We start from the raw sequence: 18,281 nt of genomic DNA, 5'->3' as shown, positions 1-18,281 counted from the left end.
TGACACCTCCTGAAAATTAGGGTCACTTATACCGATATAAAAAGCCCTCAATGTCTAAGACATGAGGGCTGAAAGTCGTCATCTTTAAAAAAGAGCGTCTTGTCCTCGGCAGGAACATTAAGCGGCAAGCCACCCCTGCTGTCTTCGGTACAAATGGTTATATCATAACAAGCGTAATCTTAGCAGATTACTTGTTGCCTGTCAATGAATTATTTTACAGTTACGCTGGACGGATCAACTTTTACAGCAGGACCCATAGTTGTCGTAACGTTTACTGATTTCATGAAAGTTCCCTTTGATGAAGCAGGTTTCGCTTTTTGAATCGTATCAAAGATTGTAGTGAAGTTTTCTTCAAGCTTCTCGTTATCAAAAGATGCTTTTCCGATTGGCGCGTGGATGATTCCAGCTTTGTCCGCACGGTATTCAACTTTACCAGCCTTGATTTCTTCAACAGCTTTTGTTACATCAAATGTAACTGTGCCTGTCTTCGGGTTCGGCATAAGACCTTTTGGTCCCAATACGCGTCCGATTTTACCAACTTCACCCATCATGTCCGGTGTAGCTACGATTACATCAAAATCGAACCAGCCTTGTTGAATTTTAGCGATATATTCTGCATCACCTACATAGTCTGCTCCTGCAGCTTCTGCTTCTTTTAACTTTTCACCTTTTGCGAATACCAATACACGCTGAGTTTTACCAGTCCCGTTTGGAAGCACTACTGCTCCGCGGATTTGCTGATCATTTTTACGAGTATCAATACCAAGACGGAAAGCTACTTCAACTGTTGCGTCAAAGTTTGTTGTAGTTGTTTTTTTAGCAAGTTCAATTGCTTCTTTCACAGAGTACGTAGCTGTACGATCGACAAGCTTCGCTGCTTCTGTGAACTTTTTGCCTCTTTTAGCCATGTGAATTTTCCTCCTTCTGTGGTTTTAACGGATTAAACCTCCCACTTAATGAAGGCTGCGAATCTCACTCGACCGCAGCCTTCACCTTTAAACCATTGCTTTATCAAGAAGATACAAAATCAGTCTTCGATTTTGAATCCCATACTGCGAGCAGTACCTTCGACCATTGCCATCGCCGCTTCTACTGACGCCGCGTTTAAGTCCGGCATCTTTTGTTCAGCAATTTCTCTAACTTTATCACGCTTAACTGTAGCAACTTTGTTCTTATTCGGCTCACCAGAACCCTTCTGAACGTTTGCTGCAACCTTTAGCAATACTGCTGCAGGTGGAGTTTTTGTGATGAATGTAAATGAACGGTCCTCAAATACAGAAATTTCAACAGGAATAATCAAACCTGCTTGATCAGCTGTACGAGCGTTAAATTCTTTACAGAATCCCATGATATTAACACCTGCTTGACCTAATGCCGGCCCTACTGGTGGTGCTGGATTTGCTTTACCAGCTGGAATTTGCAACTTCACTACTTTAGTAACTTTTTTAGCCACGAGACACACCTCCTTAAGTCCGTGATGTGGTAATTGGGTTGCCCCTCCCACTCAAATATGTGCCTGCCGACGAATGTCGGTAGAATTGGTTAATCCGTGCAGACTTTACGTCTGACCTTTGAAATGATACCACCATTACACACATTTTGCAAGAGGAAATATATCAACTGCACATCAATCCATTTTTTCAACTTGGTCAAACGAAAGTTCCATTCTTGTTTCGCGTCCAAACATATCGACGGTAACGGTAACTTTTCCTTTGTCCATTTCGATCTCTTCCACTTTACCTTCAAAGTGAGCAAATGGCCCTTCAAGAACAGTAACACTTTCGCCGACTTCAAAGTCGATATCAATGCGCTGCTCTTTCATTCCCATTTGTTTCAGGATGAATTCTACTTCTTCCGGCAGTAATGGAGTAGGTTTTGCTCCACCGCCTGAAGAACCGATAAATCCTGTGACGCCAGGTGTATTGCGTACAACATACCAAGAGTCATCAGTCATGATTAATTCCACCAGCACATAACCGGGGAACGTTTTACGCATGACTGTTTTTTTCTTGCCTTCTTTTATGTCAGTCTCTTCTTCTTCCGGAATGACGACACGGAAAATTTTATCTTGCATGCCCATTGTTTCAACACGTTTTTCAAGATTGGCTTTTACTTTATTTTCATATCCTGAGTATGTATGAACTACATACCAATTTTTCTCCATCTCCATCACATGTAGGACTGCGCGTCCGTCCCTCCCTTATAATTAAAACTGAAAAAACCCGTTTATTCATCAAAACGGGATATTCTCTAGCTATTCATACTTACCTTATTATAAACCAGTATACCATTTCATGACCTCTGAAATACCCATGTCTACCAGCCCAAAATAAACAGCCATAAAAATGACAGTCGAAATAACAACTATCGTATACTTTGTCAGTTCCTTACGCTTCGGCCAACTGACCTTCCGCATTTCCGAAACAACTTTTTTCAAAAAATCGCTGATCTTGCTCATTCTTCTCCAACCCTTCCGAATGACACAGCGTCCATTACCGGACTCTATGTAACTGGTCAAATGGTTTGTTTATGCAACGTATGGGCGTTGCAATGACTGCAAAACTTTTTGACGGCAAGCCTTTCCCGACTTTGATTACTGGCCGGCAGCGTATAGTTTCGCGAACCACAATTCTCACAGCATATGATTATTTTTTTCACCATTTGGATTCACCTATTCAAGACAATAGTCTTGCTAAAGAGTACCACCTTACCAACAACATGTCAATTCACTGCAGATGAATTAACGTACTAAATCCACCGCCATCGAATGCTCCAGCTTGCGCTTTATCCGCTGCAGCGCATTGTCAATGGACTTCACTTGCCGATTCAGCACTTCTGATATTTCACGGTACGACTGACCTTCCAAATAAAGTGTTAGCACTTCTTTTTCCAAGGCACTCAGTACTTTATTCATCTCTTCTTCCATGAAAGAAAAGTTTTCTTTATGAATCATCAGGTCCACAGGATCATCAAGCGTCGACCCTGATATGATATCTAGCAGTGTACGTTCCTGATCCTCATCGTACATAGGCTTGTCCAAAGATATAGAAGTATTCAGCGGAATATGTTTTTGCCGGGTAGCTGTTTTGATAGCTGTAATGATCTGCCGTGTAATGCAAAGCTCAGCGAACACCTTGAAAGAACTCAACCGGTCGGGACGATAATCACGAATCGCTTTATACAGCCCGATCATTCCTTCTTGAACAATATCTTCCCGGTCCCCGCCAATAATAAAGTACGTCCGAGCTTTCATACGGACAATCGGCTGAAACTTCGTAATCAAATATTCCAGCACATCCGAATTTCCCTGATGAATCTGCTCAATCATTTCTTCATCCGATATTGCAGAAAGTTCATTTTTTCTATTCCGAATTTCCATGTTCCGCACCAACCTCTCCACCCCAGAGTCTTATTGGTATATTAACGACAGTATAGACGCGGGATTTTTTCGCGTCAACCGTTCATTGTCTGCCGCGTCTCATTTTTTCAAAAGCCGCTGCCACGTCATCACTCAGCGGGATTTTCGAAAAAGGCCTGTCCTCTTGGATTTTTCTGACTCTCTGTGCAATCAATCGATCAACTTCCTTCATCTCTATTTCAAGCTCTCTGGCTGATACCCGCAAGGCCCCTTGCGCAAATACCACCCATTGCTCCACTAAATCTGAAGTTGCCACATGGATCTGCGTTAGTCGATCAGCGAGTTCGGATACAAGTTTTTCTATCCGTTCATCCGCAGTTTCGTTTTCCCTGGTAAAAAAAACTTCCACTCGATATTGCTTTTTACGTTTCTCAATACCGGGCACCAAGTGTGCATCAAAAACGACAATGACACGCCAGCCTTTATGTGCCTGATATTCAGCCATCCTTTCAATCAGACGGTCTCTCGCTTGTGCAAAATCTTCTTTTTTCAGCTCCTGCAGTTCAGGCCACGCACCGATAATATTGTAGCCATCAACGAGCAGCACGTCTTTTTTCATGACGTCGTCTGATCTTGACGCTTCCGTAAAACTTCATACATTAGCAATGCTGCTGCCACAGAAGCATTCAGCGAGGTAACGTGGCCTGTCATTGGCAAGCTATACAGGAAATCACACTTTTCACGTAAGATTCGCGACATGCCCTTTCCTTCACTGCCAATAATTACAGCTAAAGGCAACGTTGCGTCCATACGGCGATAATCCGTCGAGTTGGATGCATCTGTTCCCGCAATCCATATATTTCGCTTTTTCAAATCATCGACAGTCTGCGATAAATTATTGACACGCACGACAGGGACATGCTCGATGGCACCCGTTGAAGCTTTTGCCACTATTCCTGTCAGCCCCACCGATCTCCGTTTCGGAATGATGACCCCGTGAACGCCGGCCGCATCGGCAGTACGTAAAATCGACCCCAAGTTATGCGGATCTTCAAGTTCATCCAAAATGATAAAGAAAGGATCTTCCTGTCTGTTTTTCGCAACTTCAAACAAATCATCAAGCTCCGCATAGTCATATGCCGCCACAGAAGCGACAATTCCCTGATGCGTCAGCTCTGTCATGCCGTCCAGCTTTTGTTTCGGTGCCGTCTGGATGACTACACCCGCTTCTTTCGCGAGCTTCATAATCTCGCCGATGCTTTTCTTATTTACACCTTCCGCCACCCAGATCTTATTCAATTGTCTTCCAGAACGCAATGCTTCTACTACAGGGTTCCTGCCGCCAATCAGTTCTACTTCTTCCGCCGTCATGCCATTTCCTCCTCAGGATGTTCCACAAAATGAATTGCTTTTCCTATTAGCTCGGCAAGCCGTTCCTGCCTGCCTAATAAATAGACATAGCCAAGAACCGCCTCAAACGCCGAACTGTAATTATAGGTCGTCACATCCGTGTTTTTAGGGACAGAGCCCGACTTCGCATTGCGGCCGCGGCGCATGACGGCACTTTCTTCCTCTGTCAGCAAGTTTTTTTCTTTCATTGTGATGATTATCTGCGCCTGCGCTTTCGCAGATACGAAGCGCGTTGCTTCCTTATGCAGAACTTGCGGCTTTACACGTCCGCACCGCAGTAAATGTTCTCTCACTGCCTGTTCGTAAACCGCATCACCCATATAAGCAAGTGCAAGTGCGTTAAGCTGTTTTACATCTATGTCACGCAAAGAGCCCATGAAATTACCCTCTTTTCCAGCGAGTTCCTTGTGCTGTATCTTCCAGCACAATACCCTTCGCCTTCAGTTCATCTCGGATTTCATCTGATCTTGCGAAGTCGCGATTTTTTCTAGCTTCTAATCGTTCCTGAATCAATGCGTCTACTTCTGCATCCACCAGTTCTTCCACATCTGCAAACGGCAAGCCGAGAACGCCCATCAGTTGATCAAACGTCTCAATGAATTTCTGCAAAACTTGACGGTCAGTATTTTTCTCCAATAAATATACGTTCGCCTGTTTCGTCAGTTCAAATACAGCCGCAATAGCATTCGCAGTATTGAAGTCGTCATCCATAGCCGTTTCAAATGCAGTCACTTGTTCCTGAATAGTGTTCAGCCAGGACTGCTGACCCTCACCTAAATCAGCTGAAATTGTCAGGCGGTGCTTGAGATTCGCATATGCCGTCTCAATGCGCTCCAGTCCGTTTGCAGCACTTTCTACTAATTCCTGCGCAAAGTTGACAGGATGCCGGTAGTGGACAGACAACATAAAGAAGCGAAGTATTTTCGGATCAATTTGTTTACGGATATCGTGAACGAAAATGAAGTTCCCAAGAGACTTTGACATCTTTTCATTGTCAATATTGATATAGCCGTTATGCATCCAATAATTCGCAAACGTCTTGCCTGTAGCTGCTTCCGACTGCGCGATTTCGTTTTCGTGATGAGGGAATGTTAAATCCTGACCGCCGGCGTGGATATCGATTGTATCTCCTAGCAACTCTCTTGCCATGACGGAACATTCAATATGCCAGCCCGGACGCCCTTCCCCCCATGGACTGCTCCAGGATATTTCTCCTTCTTTCGCTGATTTCCACAGTGCAAAGTCCAGAGGATCGGTCTTAATAGCATTTTCTTCCACTCTGGCTCCAACCTTTAACTCATCTATCGATTGATGGGATAGCTTGCCATAGCCGTCAAACTCCCGCGTATGGAAATAGACATCCCCATTTGATTCGTAAGCAAAGCCTTTATCGATCAGAATCCCAATAAACTCTACAATTTCATCCATATGCTCTGTAACGCGAGGGTGCGCAGTCGCTCTTTCGCAGCCAAGTGCGCCTATATCTTCAAAATAAGCTTCGATGAACCGCTCTGTTAATTCGCCTACTTCTTCATTTAACTCTTTTGCGGCATTGATGATTTTATCGTCTACATCTGTAAAATTTGAAACATAATTCACTTCATATCCGCGGTATTCTAAGTAGCGGCGGACTGTGTCAAATGCGATAACCGGACGAGCGTTTCCGATGTGAATATAGTTGTAAACTGTCGGGCCGCAGACGTACATCTTGACCTTTCCTTCTTCAATCGGAACAAACTTTTCTTTCTTGCGCGTCAACGTATTATAAAGTTGTATGCTCATGTAAATCTCCCTTTTTTCCATTAGTTGATTCCAGCTCTTGTGTCCGCAGCTGCAATTCTTCTATTTTTTTCTCCAGCCGCTTAAACTCATCTGCCACCGGATCGGGCAGACTGTGGTCTAACCGCTCTTTCATTCTGATACCGTTGGAAATAACGACTTTACCCGGAATCCCGACTACAGTAGAATTGGGCGGAACTTCTTTCAAAATAACCGAACCTGCACCTACCTTACTGTTTTCACCAATCGTGATCGAACCAAGAACTTTTGCACCGGATGCCACCAGTACATTATTCTCCAAAGTCGGATGGCGCTTCCCGCCTTCTTTCCCCGTTCCGCCCAGCGTGACTCCTTGATACAGGGTAACATCATCGCCGATTTCACAAGTCTCGCCGATAACTATCCCCATCCCATGGTCTATAAACAGACGTCTGCCAATCACGGCACCGGGATGAATTTCGATTCCCGTGAAAAATCTGCTTGCCTGCGAAACGACTCTTGCCAGAAAACGAAGATTTCTCTTATAGAGAGCATGCGCGATGCGATGTGCCCAAATTGCATGCAAACCCGAATATGTCAGCACTACTTCAAATGTGCTGCGGGCAGCCGGATCCTGCCCGAAAATGCAATGGATATCTTCTTTCATACGTTTGAACAATGAACTTCCCCCTTTTTCTTCTTTATTGAATATATCTGGCTGTCAGCGGTTTTATACTTTATACGTTTTGTTTCTTCGCAAGCGGCTAGAGGCTCGGGTCATAAGTCAAAGCTGCCGTGCGGCACAGAAGGCCGCTTCGCATCTTCGCCTTATGCCTGCCGCCTCTGAACAGCCGCTTTCCGCTTTTGTTTCATCCAGCTGCAAGCGCCAGCCTCTCGGGTCGTTTCGAACTTAAAGATAAAGGCAAAGGACGCCTTTATTTTTAAGTCCTCCAACGCCTGTCGAGGCTAAGCGGCGCTTTCCGCTTTTGTTTCATCCAGCTGCAAGCGCCAGCCTCTCGGGTCGTTTCGGTCTTACCAGAAAGGCAAAGGACGCCTTTTTGGTAAGACCTCCAACGCCTGTCGAGGCTAAGCGGCGCTTTCCGCTTTTGCAAATAAAAAACGCCCCTGTCAATTGATGACAGAGACGCATTGGTTGCGTGGTTCCACTCCGCTTGGAAGATTGTATCTTCCCGCTTAAAGTCTTTAACGCAGACAAAACGTATGGCCTACTCAAATTTCAGCTCATCGCTCAAAGGTGCATTTCCATTTTGAATTTACTCAGGTCACTTGCAGCCTTGGTGACCCTCTCTGCAGAGCATTCAACATGTACTTTCCTTCTCAACGCTTTACTATGAAGTTTCATATTATGTCCATTTTACACAAAACAGATGAAATGTCAATATTGATTATTTTGCAAATTTTTCGACACGCTGAAGGATCTTTTCTTTTCCGATCAGCGCAATTGCGTCGGGCAGCTCAGGTCCTGATGTCTGGCCTGTGGCTACGACACGGACCGGCATGAATAAATTCTTGCCTTTATGACCCGTTTCTTTTTGAACTGCTTTAATGGCTGCCTTAATAGACGGCGCATCGAATACTTCTAAAGTCTCTAATTGATTCTTCAATGAAGCCATGACTTCAGGTACTTGTTCACCCGACAAAATTTCAGTCGCTTGTTCATCATATTCAACAGTGTCCTGGAAGAACTGGGCGGATAAGTCGACGATTTCAGCGCCAAAACTTAATTGGCCTTGATATAACGCAATCAAGTCATGTACCCATGTCTGTTCTTGTTCCGACATTTTCTCTGGCACAAGACCTGCAGCCTGCAAGTGAGGCAGCGTTAGATCGATCACTTCTTCCAGCGACAGCTTTTTAATGTATTGGTTGTTCACCCACGTCAGTTTATTCGTATCAAACATAGATGGTGATTTAGAAAGACGGGTTTCATCAAAGAGTCTCACTAATTCATCATGTGAGAAGATCTCTTCCTCACCACCCGGAGACCAGCCAAGCAGAGCGAAGAAGTTGAACATCGCTTCTGGCAAATAGCCTAACTCTTTATATTGCGAAATGAACTGAATGATCGATTCATCACGTTTTGAGAGCTTCTTGCGGTCTTCATTAACGATCAGTGTCATGTGGCCGAACTGAGGATGTTCCCAGCCGAATACATCAAAGATCATCAGCTGTTTCGGTGTATTCGTTAAATGCTCCTCACCACGGAATACATGGGAAATCTTCATCAGGTGATCATCCACTACTACTGCAAAATTATACGTAGGGATACCGTTTGTCTTGACCATTACCCAGTCGCCGATATCTTTAGATTCAAACGTTACTACACCGCGGACTAAATCTTCAATCGTATATGTTATATTTTCCGGCACACGCATACGGATGCTGTAAGTCATTCCAGCCGCTTCTTTCTCCGCAACTTCTTCAGCTGTCAGATGTCTGCATGTTCCATCATACATTGGCGCTGCAATACCGGAAGCTTTTTGTGCATCACGTTTCGCTTCCAGCTCTTCGGGCGTACAGAAACATTTATAGGCATGGCCTTTTTCAAGCATTTCATCTGCATATTTCTTATAAAGGTCCAGACGTTCTGTTTGGCGGTACGGACCGTATTCTCCACCGATATCAATCGATTCATCATGATGGATGCCGAGCCAAGTCAGATTTTCAAGCTGTGACAGCTCACCGCTCTCGATATTGCGCTCCGTATCTGTATCCTCAATTCGAATAATAAATTTGCCGTCGTAATGGCGGGCATATAAATAATTAAATAACGCAGTCCTTGCACCGCCGATATGTAATTGGCCTGTTGGACTCGGTGCATAACGCACTCGCACTTCTTGTGTCATATTGTACCTCTCCGTTCTGGATTAATTGCTTATTATTTTATCATCGTCATCTCTATTTTGAAAGTCAATCGTTTTTCATTAACAGGATCGTCGCCATTGCAGCGATCCCTTCTTCACGCCCGGGGAAACCTAAACGTTCAGTAGTGGTTGCTTTCACATTGACCTGTGACAGATCTGCTTCGAGCAATTCCGCTACGCGCGTTCGGATGTCACCGATATACGGAGCCATCTTCGGTTTTTGGGCAATGATCGTACAGTCAATATTACCAAGGCGATAGCCTTCTTCTTTGACCATCTGCCATACCTTTTCCAGAAGCAAAGCTGAATCTGCATCTTTAAATGCGTCGTCTGTATCAGGGAAATGCGTCCCGATATCCACTTTCCCGATCGCTCCAAGCGCCGCGTCCGTTACCGTATGCAGCAGAACATCTGCGTCAGAGTGGCCGATTAAACCTCTTGTATGCGGGATCGTAATGCCTCCGATAATGAGTGGTCTGCCTTCCGCGAATGCGTGTACATCAAAACCTTGTCCAATTCGAAACATGAGGTGATTCCTCCTACTTTCTTCTTGCCAGCAGGATTTCGCCGATTGCGAGATCTTCCTGGGTTGTCATTTTTACATTATCATACGAACCTTCCACAACACTCACCCCGTGACCGGACCGTTCCACCAGCATCGACTCATCCGTTCCCAAAAAGCCGTCGTGAATCGCAGAGTCTGAGGCATTTTTCAGCACGTCATACTGAAATGCCTGCGGTGTCTGTACAAGCCAGAGATTTTCACGGTTCAAAGTTTGCTGCACCGTGCCGTTTTCAGCTAGTTTAATGGTATCTTTCGCCCGGACAGCCGCGATGGCCGCTCCCGTTTCATTCGCTGTGCTGACCAGCTCCCGAATAACAGAAGAATCAAGGAAAGGTCTGGCGGCATCATGGACGAGCACAATGCCGTTGCCTTTATAAGCTGCTATACACGCCGCTACGCTGTCTTGCCGTTCGCCGCCACCTTCTGCAAAGGTAACAGCTTTTACACTGCCATTGCATTCGAGTATCTCTTGAATTGCCGCCTGTTCGTCGGGTTTCACCGCAATGATGATTTCCTCACAGTGCGGATCTTCCTGAAAAACGCTGACTGTATGATAGAGAATGGATTTTCCGCCAATCTCCAAAAAGAGTTTGTTTTGTCCGGCTCCCATCCGCTTGCCGCTTCCTGCAGCCGGAATCATTACGGTATAGTTCACATTTTCCCTCTGCTTTCTGCAGCCGGATTACCGGCCCTTCGGTTTTGCAAAAATCATTCTTCCGGCAGATGTCTGAAGAACGCTTGTCACCACGACATCTATTGCCTGACCAATATACGATCTGCCGTCTTCGATGACAATCATCGTGCCGTCATCCAGGTACGCGACCCCCTGATTATGCTCTTTGCCGTCTTTAATGACGACCACATGCATTTCTTCTCCCGGAATAACCACAGGCTTTACCGCGTTGGCGAGATCATTGATATTCAATACCGCCACACCGTGCAGATCCGAAACTTTATTCAGGTTAAAGTCGTTTGTCACGACAAGGCCTTCCATTTTCTTTGCCAGTTTCACTAATTTCAAGTCTACTTCCGCCACGTCATTGAAATCTTCATCCGTAATCAAGACTGTCGGTCCATCGTCGTTTTGCAGCCGTTTCAGAATATCCAGACCGCGTCTTCCTTTTGTACGTTTCAGCGTATCCGAGGAATCTGCAATATGCTGAAGCTCTGTCAGTACGAACTGAGGCACAACCAGTATTCCCTGCAAAAAACCTGTCGCCGCGATATCTGCAATGCGTCCATCAATGATGACGCTTGTATCAAGCAGTTTATAGACGTCCTTCTGCGGCGCAGGAGCATCAGCTGCATCTGCCGCTTCTTTCTTCTTTGTATTGGTGCTGCGCAGATTGGAGAATGCGTTGATGAACTCCTCCCACTTTTTAAAGCCGACCTGGAAACCCAAATAGCCTAGAAGAATCGACAGCAAGATAGGAAGTACCGCAGAAAAAACAGGTATTTCCATTGCGTTCAGGCCAAAACTTACTAAGAATGCCACACTCAGTCCCACGATGAGCCCGACCGTTCCGAACAATAAGTCCATAATCGGTGCTTTCAATAGTCTTTCTTCTATCCATTTAATAAAGTTCACAATCGGCTCGGTTAAAAATAAGCTGAATAAAAATAGAATGACCGCTCCTAAAATCGCTTCTACATATGCGTTTTCTATCATAGGACGCGACGTGAATGCAAACATGGCAAATAAGTACGGTAAAAATAATACACCGAGTGTTCCTCCGATTAGCAAGAAAGATAATTGGACTACTCTTTTCAACATTTTCTTCCACCTCCTTTTCCTTTCTACATAGTATACAACGAATTGCAGCAAGCCGCTTAGGTTAAGTGAGGAATTTCTGATAATTCCTCACTCCTCTTACTAGGACAATTTATACGGATAAAAGTTTCTTTACTTAAATGCCATACCAAGTGCTTCCGATATCGTTTCTACACCTACCACCTGAATGCCCGGCGGAATATCCCAGCCGCCCATATTGGAAGCAGGCATAATCACGCGGTCAAATCCAAGTTTCGCAGCCTCCGTAACTCGCTGTTCTATTCTCGATACCCTTCTAACCTCACCCGTTAACCCCACTTCTCCAATAAAACAATCACCAATGCCGACCGCAGTATCCCGATAGCTTGAGACGATGCTCAGCAAGACTGCCAAATCAATGGCGGGCTCGTCTAATTTCACCCCGCCCGCAACCTTAATATACGCGTCCTGCGTCTGCAGCATCATGCCGGCTCGCTTTTCCAGTACCGCCATTAGCAGCGACACACGGTTTTGGTCGATTCCGGTCGCCATCCGTTTTGGATAATTGAAGCTTGAAGGTGTAATCAGTGCCTGAATTTCCACTAATATCGGCCGCGTCCCTTCCATTGAAGCAACAACCGTTGAACCGCCCCCACCCTGTGACCTTTCACGTAAAAATAGTTCCGACGGATTCAGCACTTCTTTTAAACCGGACTGCAGCATTTCAAAAATTGCAATTTCATTGGTTGAACCAAAACGGTTTTTCACACTGCGCAAAATCCGGTATGTGTGATGGCGCTCGCCTTCGAAATACAAAACGGTATCCACCATATGCTCCAGCAGACGCGGACCTGCAATCTGTCCATCTTTCGTTACGTGTCCCACAAGGAAGATGGCGATGTTCTGCGTTTTCGCAATACGCATCAGTTCGGCTGTACACTCCCTGACCTGTGACACACTGCCCGGTGCTGAAGTTACTTCGGGATGATGCACCGTCTGGATGGAGTCCACAATGATGAATTTTGGTTTTACATCATCTATTGTTTCGTGGATCATGCCGAGATCTGTTTCAGCGTAAATATACAGTTCATCCGATTTAACACCCAGTCTCTCGGCACGCAGTTTCGTCTGCCTGATCGACTCCTCACCCGATATATACAACACACGCTCTTGCTGATTAGCGAGCAAGGAAGACACTTGCAGCAAAAGCGTAGATTTTCCTATCCCCGGATCTCCGCCAATTAAGATGAGCGAACCCGGGACAATCCCTCCGCCTAATACGCGGTTCAGTTCATTCAGCTCTGTCTTCACACGAGGTTCTTCCACTGTTTCGACCGCGCTGATCGGGAGCGCTTTTTGCTTCACTCTGTCTCCATGCTGGAACGCAGCGCGCGGTCCTTTCTGTACGATTTCTACTTCTTCATCCATCGTGTTCCATTCACCGCAGCCCGGACAGCGGCCCATCCACTTCGGTGATTCATAGCCGCAGGAGCGGCACATAAATTTCGATTTGCGTTTAGCCATATGTTCTCTCCCCATACGAAAAGGACAGCTCGCTGCGCTTTTAAAAAACTAAGCGAGCGAGCTATCACAATTTTTCTTTACATTAATTTTGTACAACTTCGGTCTTATTTTCAGTCCGCACAATGAATTTATCATCTTCTACATCAATGACGACTTTTTCGCCTGTCAGCACTTTTCCTTCAAGTAATTCTTCAGACAATCGGTCCTCGACATGTTTCTGCAAAGCACGGCGCAATGGACGGGCTCCGTATTCCGGATCATATCCTTCCTCCGTGATCTTGTCTTTCGCAACTTCCGTCAAGACTAATTCGATATCCTGTTCAGCGAGCCGCTTCGCAAGATCATCAGACATTAAGCTAACAATCTGACGCAAGTGATCTTTTTCTAATGAATGGAAAACAATCATGTCATCTACACGGTTAAGGAATTCAGGTCTGAATGTTTTCTTCAGTTCAGCAAGCATCTTTTCCTTCATATCCGCGTAATCAGATTCTCCGCCATTTATATTAAAGCCGACATAACGATTTTTCTTCAACTCCGTAGCCCCGACATTTGATGTCATAATCATAACGGTGTTGCGGAAGTCTACTGTACGGCCTTTAGAATCGGTTAAGCGTCCGTCTTCCAATACTTGAAGCAAGATATTAAAAACATCCGGGTGCGCTTTTTCAATTTCATCGAGCAGTACAACGGAGTATGGCTTGCGGCGAACTTTCTCTGTCAGCTGGCCGCCTTCTTCATAACCTACATAACCCGGAGGTGAACCGACCAAACGGGACGTCGCATGTTTTTCCATATACTCGGACATATCGATGCGAATCATCGCATCTTCATCTCCGAACATCACTTCAGCGAGCGCACGGGCCAATTCCGTTTTACCTACACCGGTTGGACCGAGGAAGATAAAGGAACCAATCGGACGTTTCGGGTCTTTCAAACCGGCGCGCGCACGGCGGATCGCTTTCGAAATCGCCACGACCGCTTCGTTCTGGCCGATAACCCGCTCATGCAGAATCTCTTCCATTTTCAGAAGTTTGGCTGACTCGGTTTCGGCGATCTTATCGACCGGGATACCCGTCCACATAGCGACAACTGCCGCAATATCATTGACTGTAACTTCAGACTCGGTCTGGCCTTGCTTTTCTTTCCAAGCCGCTTTCGTCGTCTCCAGCTCTTCCTTCATCTTTTGCTCCGTATCACGGTAAGATGCTGCTTTTTCAAACTCTTGGCTTTGAACCGCCGCATTCTTCTCGGAGCGGATTGCTTCCAGCTTCACTTCCAGCTCTTTCAGGTTTGGAGGTGTTGTATAGGAGCGAAGACGGACTTTTGATCCTGCTTCATCGATAAGATCAATCGCTTTATCTGGTAAGAAACGGTCAGAAATATAACGGTCTGACATTTTTGCAGCCGCTTCCACTGCCTCATCCGTAATTTTCACACGGTGATGTGCTTCATAGCGATCGCGAAGTCCTCTGATGATCAGGACAGTCTCTTCTACAGACGGCTCATCCACTTGGATCGGCTGGAAGCGTCGTTCAAGGGCTGCATCTTTTTCAATATATTTACGGTATTCATCTAAGGTTGTAGCTCCAATACACTGAAGTTCTCCCCGTGCAAGAGAAGGTTTTAAAATATTCGATGCATCAATTGCACCTTCCGCTCCGCCTGCGCCGATCAATGTATGCAATTCGTCGATGAACAGAATGATATTTCCTGCCTGGCGAATCTCTTCCATCACCTTTTTCATGCGGTCTTCAAATTCTCCGCGGTATTTCGTACCCGCAACGACTGTCCCCATATCCAAGGTCATGACACGCTTATCACGAAGAATTTCCGGCACTTCATTGTTAACGACCTGCTGCGCCAATCCTTCTGCGATAGCTGTTTTACCGACGCCCGGTTCACCGATAAGTACGGGGTTGTTTTTCGTACGGCGGGCCAGCACTTCAATCACACGTGTAATTTCTTTGCTTCGTCCGATCACCGGATCCAGCGTACCTTCACGTGCAATTTCTGTTAAGTCCCTTGCCAGACCGTCAAGCGTTGGTGTTGCCGCTGAAGCAGTCCCTGCATTATTCGCAACTGAACTTTCATCATTGCCGAGCAATTGGAGCACTTGCTGACGTGCTTTATTGAGACTGACGCCTGCATTGTTAAGAACGCGGGCTGCAACGCCTTCTCCTTCACGAATGAGGGCCAATAAAATGTGTTCTGTACCGATGTAGGAATGACCTAACTTACGTGACTCATCGACTGACAGTTCAATGACGCGTTTCGCACGCGGTGTATAATGAACGATGGGCCCCACATCTTTTGAGCCTACGCCTACGAGCACTTCCACTTCTCTTTCAATCGTATCCGCATTTACATTAATCGCTTCCAGTGCCTTCGCAGCGATGCCGCCGCCTTCTCGGATTAAACCAAGTAAAATATGCTCTGTCCCGATAGATTCATGTTTTAAACGGATAGCCTCTTCCTGAGCCAATTGCAAAACTTTTTGCGCACGTTGTGTAAATCGATTAAACATCATATTCATTCCCCTCTTTCCTTCATAAGTAAAAGATATTGTATATTATGCCACATATAGCATCCTTGCTTTACTGCCTACTACTATACCTATTCAATACATTTCCTAAAAAACCGTATTTCATGCATTGACTTTGACTATATTTGATTAATTGTAAATCGTTATCTGTGTTCTTGCAAAAGTTTTGCTTACGTTTCATTGGTGTCCGACTCAGCAGTTTGTGACCTTTCAATACTCAGTCGGTCACGGAATAATTGAGCACGGAAAACATCACGTTCGTCAGATGTCAGCTCTGTGCCCGCGTACTGCTGAAGGAAACCCGGCTGCATAAATATCATCAACTCATTCAAAATCGTCATATCGATATTTTTGATGATATCTAAATCAATACCCAAACGGACGTCAGACAAACATCTCGCCGCTTCTGCTGTCGGCAGGATCCTGGCATGTGTGATTGTGCCGAGCGAACGATACAGGCGATTCTCCAAGTGAATTTGTGATTTCGCCAACAACAGCTCACGTGATTTCTTTTCGTGACCAATTAAACGCTTTGAAATATTCTCGAGATCCTTCAGCACTTCCTCTTCTGATTTACCGAGTGTCGTTTGATTGGAAATCTGATAAATATTACCGAGCGCTTCACTGCCTTCGCCATAACTCCCGCGCACTACCATGCCGAGCCTGGAGATAGCCGGGACAATCCGCTCAATCTGTTTAGTGATTGTCAGAGCTGGCAGATGCATCATGACAGAGGCACGCATGCCCGTACCTGTATTGGATGGACAGCTCGTCAGATAGCCGAATGTCTCATCAAATGCGTAGTCCAGATTATTTTCGATTTCACTGTCTACTTTATCCGCCTGTTCATAAGCCTTTTCGATTTGAAATCCGGGATAAATACATTGAATGCGAATATGGTCTTCTTCATTCACCATGATACTGATCGTTTCATCTTCAGAAAGCAGAACAGAACCGTATTTTTCGGGATTAATCAGTTGCGGGCTCACCAAATGTTTTTCTACAAGTATTTGCCGTTCCAGCAATGTCAGATCAGACATGCTTGTGCCAGCAAAATGCAGTTCTTCCATTGAAGACACCGCCTGGTCGACAGCTTCATTGACCTGTTTCGCATCTTCTGCGGATGCACAGATCGGAAACAGCTGACTTTGTAAATTGCGCGCTAAACGGATTCGCGTAGAGAGCACAATATCCGAATGCTCACCTTTCGCCACCATCCAGCCGGTCAGCTCTTGATTGATAAATTTTTCAAATGACATGCTGATCGTCACCCCCGTCAGCCAGTTGCTGTTTCACCTGATTGGCTTCATCTCTCAGCTCGGCAGCTTCTTCAAACCGTTCTGCTTCGACTGCATCCTTCATTTTCGAACGAATGTCTTCCAGCTGTTTTTTTAAGGCAAAGCGTTCATTGAAGGAAACAGGGATTTTCCCGCCATGGCTCGTATTGCCGTTGTGTAATTTAGCAAACACTCTCGGCAGCTGTTCACGAAATGCGTCGTAACATGTCGCACAGCCAAATTTACCAATGTCCAGAAAGCTGTGGAATGTGAGTCCGCAATTTGGACATTTCGGACCCTCCGGCATCGTTTCATTTGATTTTTGTTCCTGCAGCAAGTCCGAACCGCCCAGCCAATGAGCTAAAAACTGCTGGATGGATAAAGGTTCCTGATCCGGACTGAATGAAAATGTCTGAGAATAAAACGCGCATTTATCGCATAGATGCCGTTCGGTCACACCGTTCATCGTTTCCTGTTTGAAAACTACGGTAGCCGGCCGCTCTTTACAGTTTTCACATAGCATGTATATCCACCTCAATCCACTTCTTCGTAAATTAACGTCACTAACATGGCACGAAGGATACGCGAACGCAATGCATCGCGCTCAGGAAGCATATAGCGCAATGTATTGCGGCCGACAGCTGCCAGCATGAGCTTCGCTTCGCGCTCGTTAATCACTTCTTCTTCAATTAATCGATAAATTACGTCTTCCGCCATTGTGGAGGACGCTTCATCTTCCAGACTTTCCACTGCTTGTTCGAGTAAATCTTTACGGGAGTTCGTCTTCACCCGATAGATCCGGATATAACCGCCGCCGCCCCGTTTCGATTCCACTGCATAGCCTCTTTCGACTGTAAAACGGGTTTTGATTACATAATTGATCTGTGAAGGCACACATTGAAATTTCTCAGCCACTTCATTCCGTTTGATTTCAACAGAAGCACTACCTTCCTCTTCGATGATCGCCTTCAAATATCCTTCTATAATGTCAGAAATATTCCGCATCTCGTCACCTCGTTTCCGCTCGTTCGTCTAGTTGACTTTGACTATCTTTGACTTGATTGTATCGCAGAAAACGGGTCGGATGCAATTGATATGTTTTGTACGGACGGCAGTTTTTGCCAATCCTGCTAGCGCTAGGCTTTCACTCTCTGCGCCCGATTATTCATGAATTTACCACCTTTTCTTCGACATAAAAAACCGCACATT

At 45.5% G+C, this 18,281-nt stretch carries 20 protein-coding genes and 2 other annotated features; all 20 genes read right to left on the bottom strand.

Annotated elements, in window-relative coordinates; translation table 11 throughout:
• Positions 1 to 28: 28 nt before the first annotated feature.
• Positions 29 to 166 (bottom strand) — a sequence feature (ribosomal protein L10 leader region).
• Positions 167 to 209: 43 nt separating this feature from the next.
• Positions 210 to 908 carry a 50S ribosomal protein L1 gene (gene rplA / locus GDZ68_RS12040; protein WP_153722553.1) on the bottom strand — a complete coding sequence of 233 codons (699 nt, stop codon included), beginning with the start codon at positions 906 to 908 and terminating at the stop codon, positions 210 to 212.
• 119 nt (positions 909 to 1,027) lie between these two features.
• Positions 1,028 to 1,453 (bottom strand): 50S ribosomal protein L11, encoded by a 426-nt coding sequence (gene rplK / locus GDZ68_RS12035; RefSeq protein ID WP_029053289.1) that lies wholly within the window; start codon positions 1,451 to 1,453, stop codon positions 1,028 to 1,030.
• Positions 1,454 to 1,627: 174 nt separating this feature from the next.
• Positions 1,628 to 2,164 (bottom strand): transcription termination/antitermination protein NusG, encoded by a 537-nt coding sequence (gene nusG / locus GDZ68_RS12030; protein WP_153722552.1) that lies wholly within the window; start codon positions 2,162 to 2,164, stop codon positions 1,628 to 1,630.
• A 108-nt stretch (positions 2,165 to 2,272) separates the two neighbouring features.
• Positions 2,273 to 2,458, bottom strand: a complete 186-nt coding sequence (gene secE, locus GDZ68_RS12025) for a preprotein translocase subunit SecE (RefSeq protein ID WP_153722551.1) — start codon at positions 2,456 to 2,458, stop codon at positions 2,273 to 2,275.
• A gap of 56 nt (positions 2,459 to 2,514) precedes the next feature.
• Positions 2,515 to 2,661 (bottom strand): 50S ribosomal protein L33, encoded by a 147-nt coding sequence (gene rpmG, locus GDZ68_RS12020; protein ID WP_153722550.1) that lies wholly within the window; start codon positions 2,659 to 2,661, stop codon positions 2,515 to 2,517.
• Between the two features lie 79 nt (positions 2,662 to 2,740).
• Positions 2,741 to 3,379 carry an RNA polymerase sporulation sigma factor SigH gene (gene sigH / locus GDZ68_RS12015; protein WP_153722549.1) on the bottom strand — a complete coding sequence of 213 codons (639 nt, stop codon included), beginning with the start codon at positions 3,377 to 3,379 and terminating at the stop codon, positions 2,741 to 2,743.
• Between the two features lie 82 nt (positions 3,380 to 3,461).
• Positions 3,462 to 3,977 (bottom strand): NYN domain-containing protein, encoded by a 516-nt coding sequence (locus GDZ68_RS12010; RefSeq protein ID WP_153722548.1) that lies wholly within the window; start codon positions 3,975 to 3,977, stop codon positions 3,462 to 3,464.
• Positions 3,974 to 4,729: a 23S rRNA (guanosine(2251)-2'-O)-methyltransferase RlmB gene (gene rlmB, locus GDZ68_RS12005; RefSeq protein ID WP_153722547.1), complete on the bottom strand. Its 756-nt coding sequence runs from the start codon at positions 4,727 to 4,729 to the stop codon at positions 3,974 to 3,976. The genes GDZ68_RS12010 and rlmB overlap by 4 nt, the downstream gene beginning before the upstream one ends.
• Positions 4,726 to 5,145, bottom strand: coding sequence for a Mini-ribonuclease 3 (locus tag GDZ68_RS12000; protein WP_153722546.1), 420 nt, complete (start codon positions 5,143 to 5,145; stop codon positions 4,726 to 4,728). Before GDZ68_RS12000 ends, rlmB begins: the two co-directional genes overlap by 4 nt.
• 4 nt (positions 5,146 to 5,149) lie before the next feature.
• Positions 5,150 to 6,550 (bottom strand): cysteine--tRNA ligase, encoded by a 1,401-nt coding sequence (cysS, locus tag GDZ68_RS11995; RefSeq protein WP_153722545.1) that lies wholly within the window; start codon positions 6,548 to 6,550, stop codon positions 5,150 to 5,152.
• A complete protein-coding gene (cysE, locus tag GDZ68_RS11990; protein ID WP_153722544.1) occupies positions 6,531 to 7,205 on the bottom strand; it encodes a serine O-acetyltransferase in 675 nt (224 codons plus the stop codon). Before cysE ends, cysS begins: the two co-directional genes overlap by 20 nt.
• A 458-nt stretch (positions 7,206 to 7,663) precedes the next feature.
• Positions 7,664 to 7,877, bottom strand: a binding site (T-box leader).
• A 55-nt stretch (positions 7,878 to 7,932) separates the two neighbouring features.
• Complete coding sequence (gene gltX, locus GDZ68_RS11985; RefSeq protein ID WP_153722543.1) at positions 7,933 to 9,393, bottom strand: glutamate--tRNA ligase; 1,461 nt, start codon at positions 9,391 to 9,393, stop codon at positions 7,933 to 7,935.
• Positions 9,394 to 9,457: 64 nt separating this feature from the next.
• Entirely contained in the window at positions 9,458 to 9,937 is a 480-nt protein-coding gene (ispF, locus tag GDZ68_RS11980) for a 2-C-methyl-D-erythritol 2,4-cyclodiphosphate synthase (protein WP_153722542.1), read from the bottom strand.
• Between the two features lie 13 nt (positions 9,938 to 9,950).
• Positions 9,951 to 10,631 carry a 2-C-methyl-D-erythritol 4-phosphate cytidylyltransferase gene (gene ispD, locus GDZ68_RS11975; RefSeq protein ID WP_153722541.1) on the bottom strand — a complete coding sequence of 227 codons (681 nt, stop codon included), beginning with the start codon at positions 10,629 to 10,631 and terminating at the stop codon, positions 9,951 to 9,953.
• 27 nt (positions 10,632 to 10,658) lie between these two features.
• Positions 10,659 to 11,750 carry a PIN/TRAM domain-containing protein gene (locus GDZ68_RS11970; RefSeq protein WP_153722540.1) on the bottom strand — a complete coding sequence of 364 codons (1,092 nt, stop codon included), beginning with the start codon at positions 11,748 to 11,750 and terminating at the stop codon, positions 10,659 to 10,661.
• A 129-nt stretch (positions 11,751 to 11,879) separates the two neighbouring features.
• Positions 11,880 to 13,250 (bottom strand): DNA repair protein RadA, encoded by a 1,371-nt coding sequence (gene radA / locus GDZ68_RS11965; protein ID WP_153722539.1) that lies wholly within the window; start codon positions 13,248 to 13,250, stop codon positions 11,880 to 11,882.
• A gap of 82 nt (positions 13,251 to 13,332) precedes the next feature.
• A complete protein-coding gene (locus tag GDZ68_RS11960) occupies positions 13,333 to 15,780 on the bottom strand; it encodes an ATP-dependent Clp protease ATP-binding subunit (protein ID WP_153722538.1) in 2,448 nt (815 codons plus the stop codon).
• A 185-nt stretch (positions 15,781 to 15,965) separates the two neighbouring features.
• Complete coding sequence (locus tag GDZ68_RS11955) at positions 15,966 to 17,054, bottom strand: protein arginine kinase (RefSeq protein ID WP_153722537.1); 1,089 nt, start codon at positions 17,052 to 17,054, stop codon at positions 15,966 to 15,968.
• The gene (locus GDZ68_RS11950; protein WP_153722536.1) at positions 17,044 to 17,595 is read right to left on the bottom strand and encodes a UvrB/UvrC motif-containing protein; all 552 of its coding nucleotides are present in this window, start codon (positions 17,593 to 17,595) and stop codon (positions 17,044 to 17,046) included. The genes GDZ68_RS11955 and GDZ68_RS11950 overlap by 11 nt, the downstream gene beginning before the upstream one ends.
• A gap of 11 nt (positions 17,596 to 17,606) precedes the next feature.
• Positions 17,607 to 18,077 carry a CtsR family transcriptional regulator gene (locus GDZ68_RS11945; protein WP_153722535.1) on the bottom strand — a complete coding sequence of 157 codons (471 nt, stop codon included), beginning with the start codon at positions 18,075 to 18,077 and terminating at the stop codon, positions 17,607 to 17,609.
• Positions 18,078 to 18,281: the final 204 nt, after the last annotated feature.

Origin of the sequence: Sporosarcina cascadiensis (genome assembly GCF_009650995.1) — a bacterium.
Classification (GTDB): Bacteria; Bacillota; Bacilli; order Bacillales_A; family Planococcaceae; genus Sporosarcina; species Sporosarcina cascadiensis.
Note: the sequence above shows the minus strand (reverse complement) of the source record. Positions and strands in the feature narration are given on the sequence as shown.

Bases quoted from the DNA above. Each gene is read 5' to 3' on its own strand.
- GDZ68_RS12010 (WP_153722548.1), bottom strand. From the start codon at position 3,977: ATGAAAAAAGACGTGCTGCTCGTTGATGGCTACAATATTATCGGTGCG.
- sigH (WP_153722549.1), bottom strand. From the start codon at position 3,379: ATGGAAATTCGGAATAGAAAAAATGAACTTTCTGCAATATCGGATGAA.
- rplA (WP_153722553.1), bottom strand. From the start codon at position 908: ATGGCTAAAAGAGGCAAAAAGTTCACAGAAGCAGCGAAGCTTGTCGAT.
- rlmB (WP_153722547.1), bottom strand. From the start codon at position 4,729: ATGACGGCGGAAGAAGTAGAACTGATTGGCGGCAGGAACCCTGTAGTA.
- ispF (WP_153722542.1), bottom strand. From the start codon at position 9,937: ATGTTTCGAATTGGACAAGGTTTTGATGTACACGCATTCGCGGAAGGC.
- secE (WP_153722551.1), bottom strand. From the start codon at position 2,458: ATGAGCAAGATCAGCGATTTTTTGAAAAAAGTTGTTTCGGAAATGCGG.
- GDZ68_RS11950 (WP_153722536.1), bottom strand. From the start codon at position 17,595: ATGCTATGTGAAAACTGTAAAGAGCGGCCGGCTACCGTAGTTTTCAAA.
- GDZ68_RS11945 (WP_153722535.1), bottom strand. From the start codon at position 18,077: ATGCGGAATATTTCTGACATTATAGAAGGATATTTGAAGGCGATCATC.
- GDZ68_RS11955 (WP_153722537.1), bottom strand. From the start codon at position 17,054: ATGTCATTTGAAAAATTTATCAATCAAGAGCTGACCGGCTGGATGGTG.
- GDZ68_RS12000 (WP_153722546.1), bottom strand. From the start codon at position 5,145: ATGGGCTCTTTGCGTGACATAGATGTAAAACAGCTTAACGCACTTGCA.
- rpmG (WP_153722550.1), bottom strand. From the start codon at position 2,661: ATGGTGAAAAAAATAATCATATGCTGTGAGAATTGTGGTTCGCGAAAC.
- GDZ68_RS11970 (WP_153722540.1), bottom strand. From the start codon at position 11,750: ATGTTGAAAAGAGTAGTCCAATTATCTTTCTTGCTAATCGGAGGAACA.
- radA (WP_153722539.1), bottom strand. From the start codon at position 13,250: ATGGCTAAACGCAAATCGAAATTTATGTGCCGCTCCTGCGGCTATGAA.
- GDZ68_RS11960 (WP_153722538.1), bottom strand. From the start codon at position 15,780: ATGATGTTTAATCGATTTACACAACGTGCGCAAAAAGTTTTGCAATTG.
- cysS (WP_153722545.1), bottom strand. From the start codon at position 6,550: ATGAGCATACAACTTTATAATACGTTGACGCGCAAGAAAGAAAAGTTT.
- gltX (WP_153722543.1), bottom strand. From the start codon at position 9,393: ATGACACAAGAAGTGCGAGTGCGTTATGCACCGAGTCCAACAGGCCAA.
- nusG (WP_153722552.1), bottom strand. From the start codon at position 2,164: ATGGAGAAAAATTGGTATGTAGTTCATACATACTCAGGATATGAAAAT.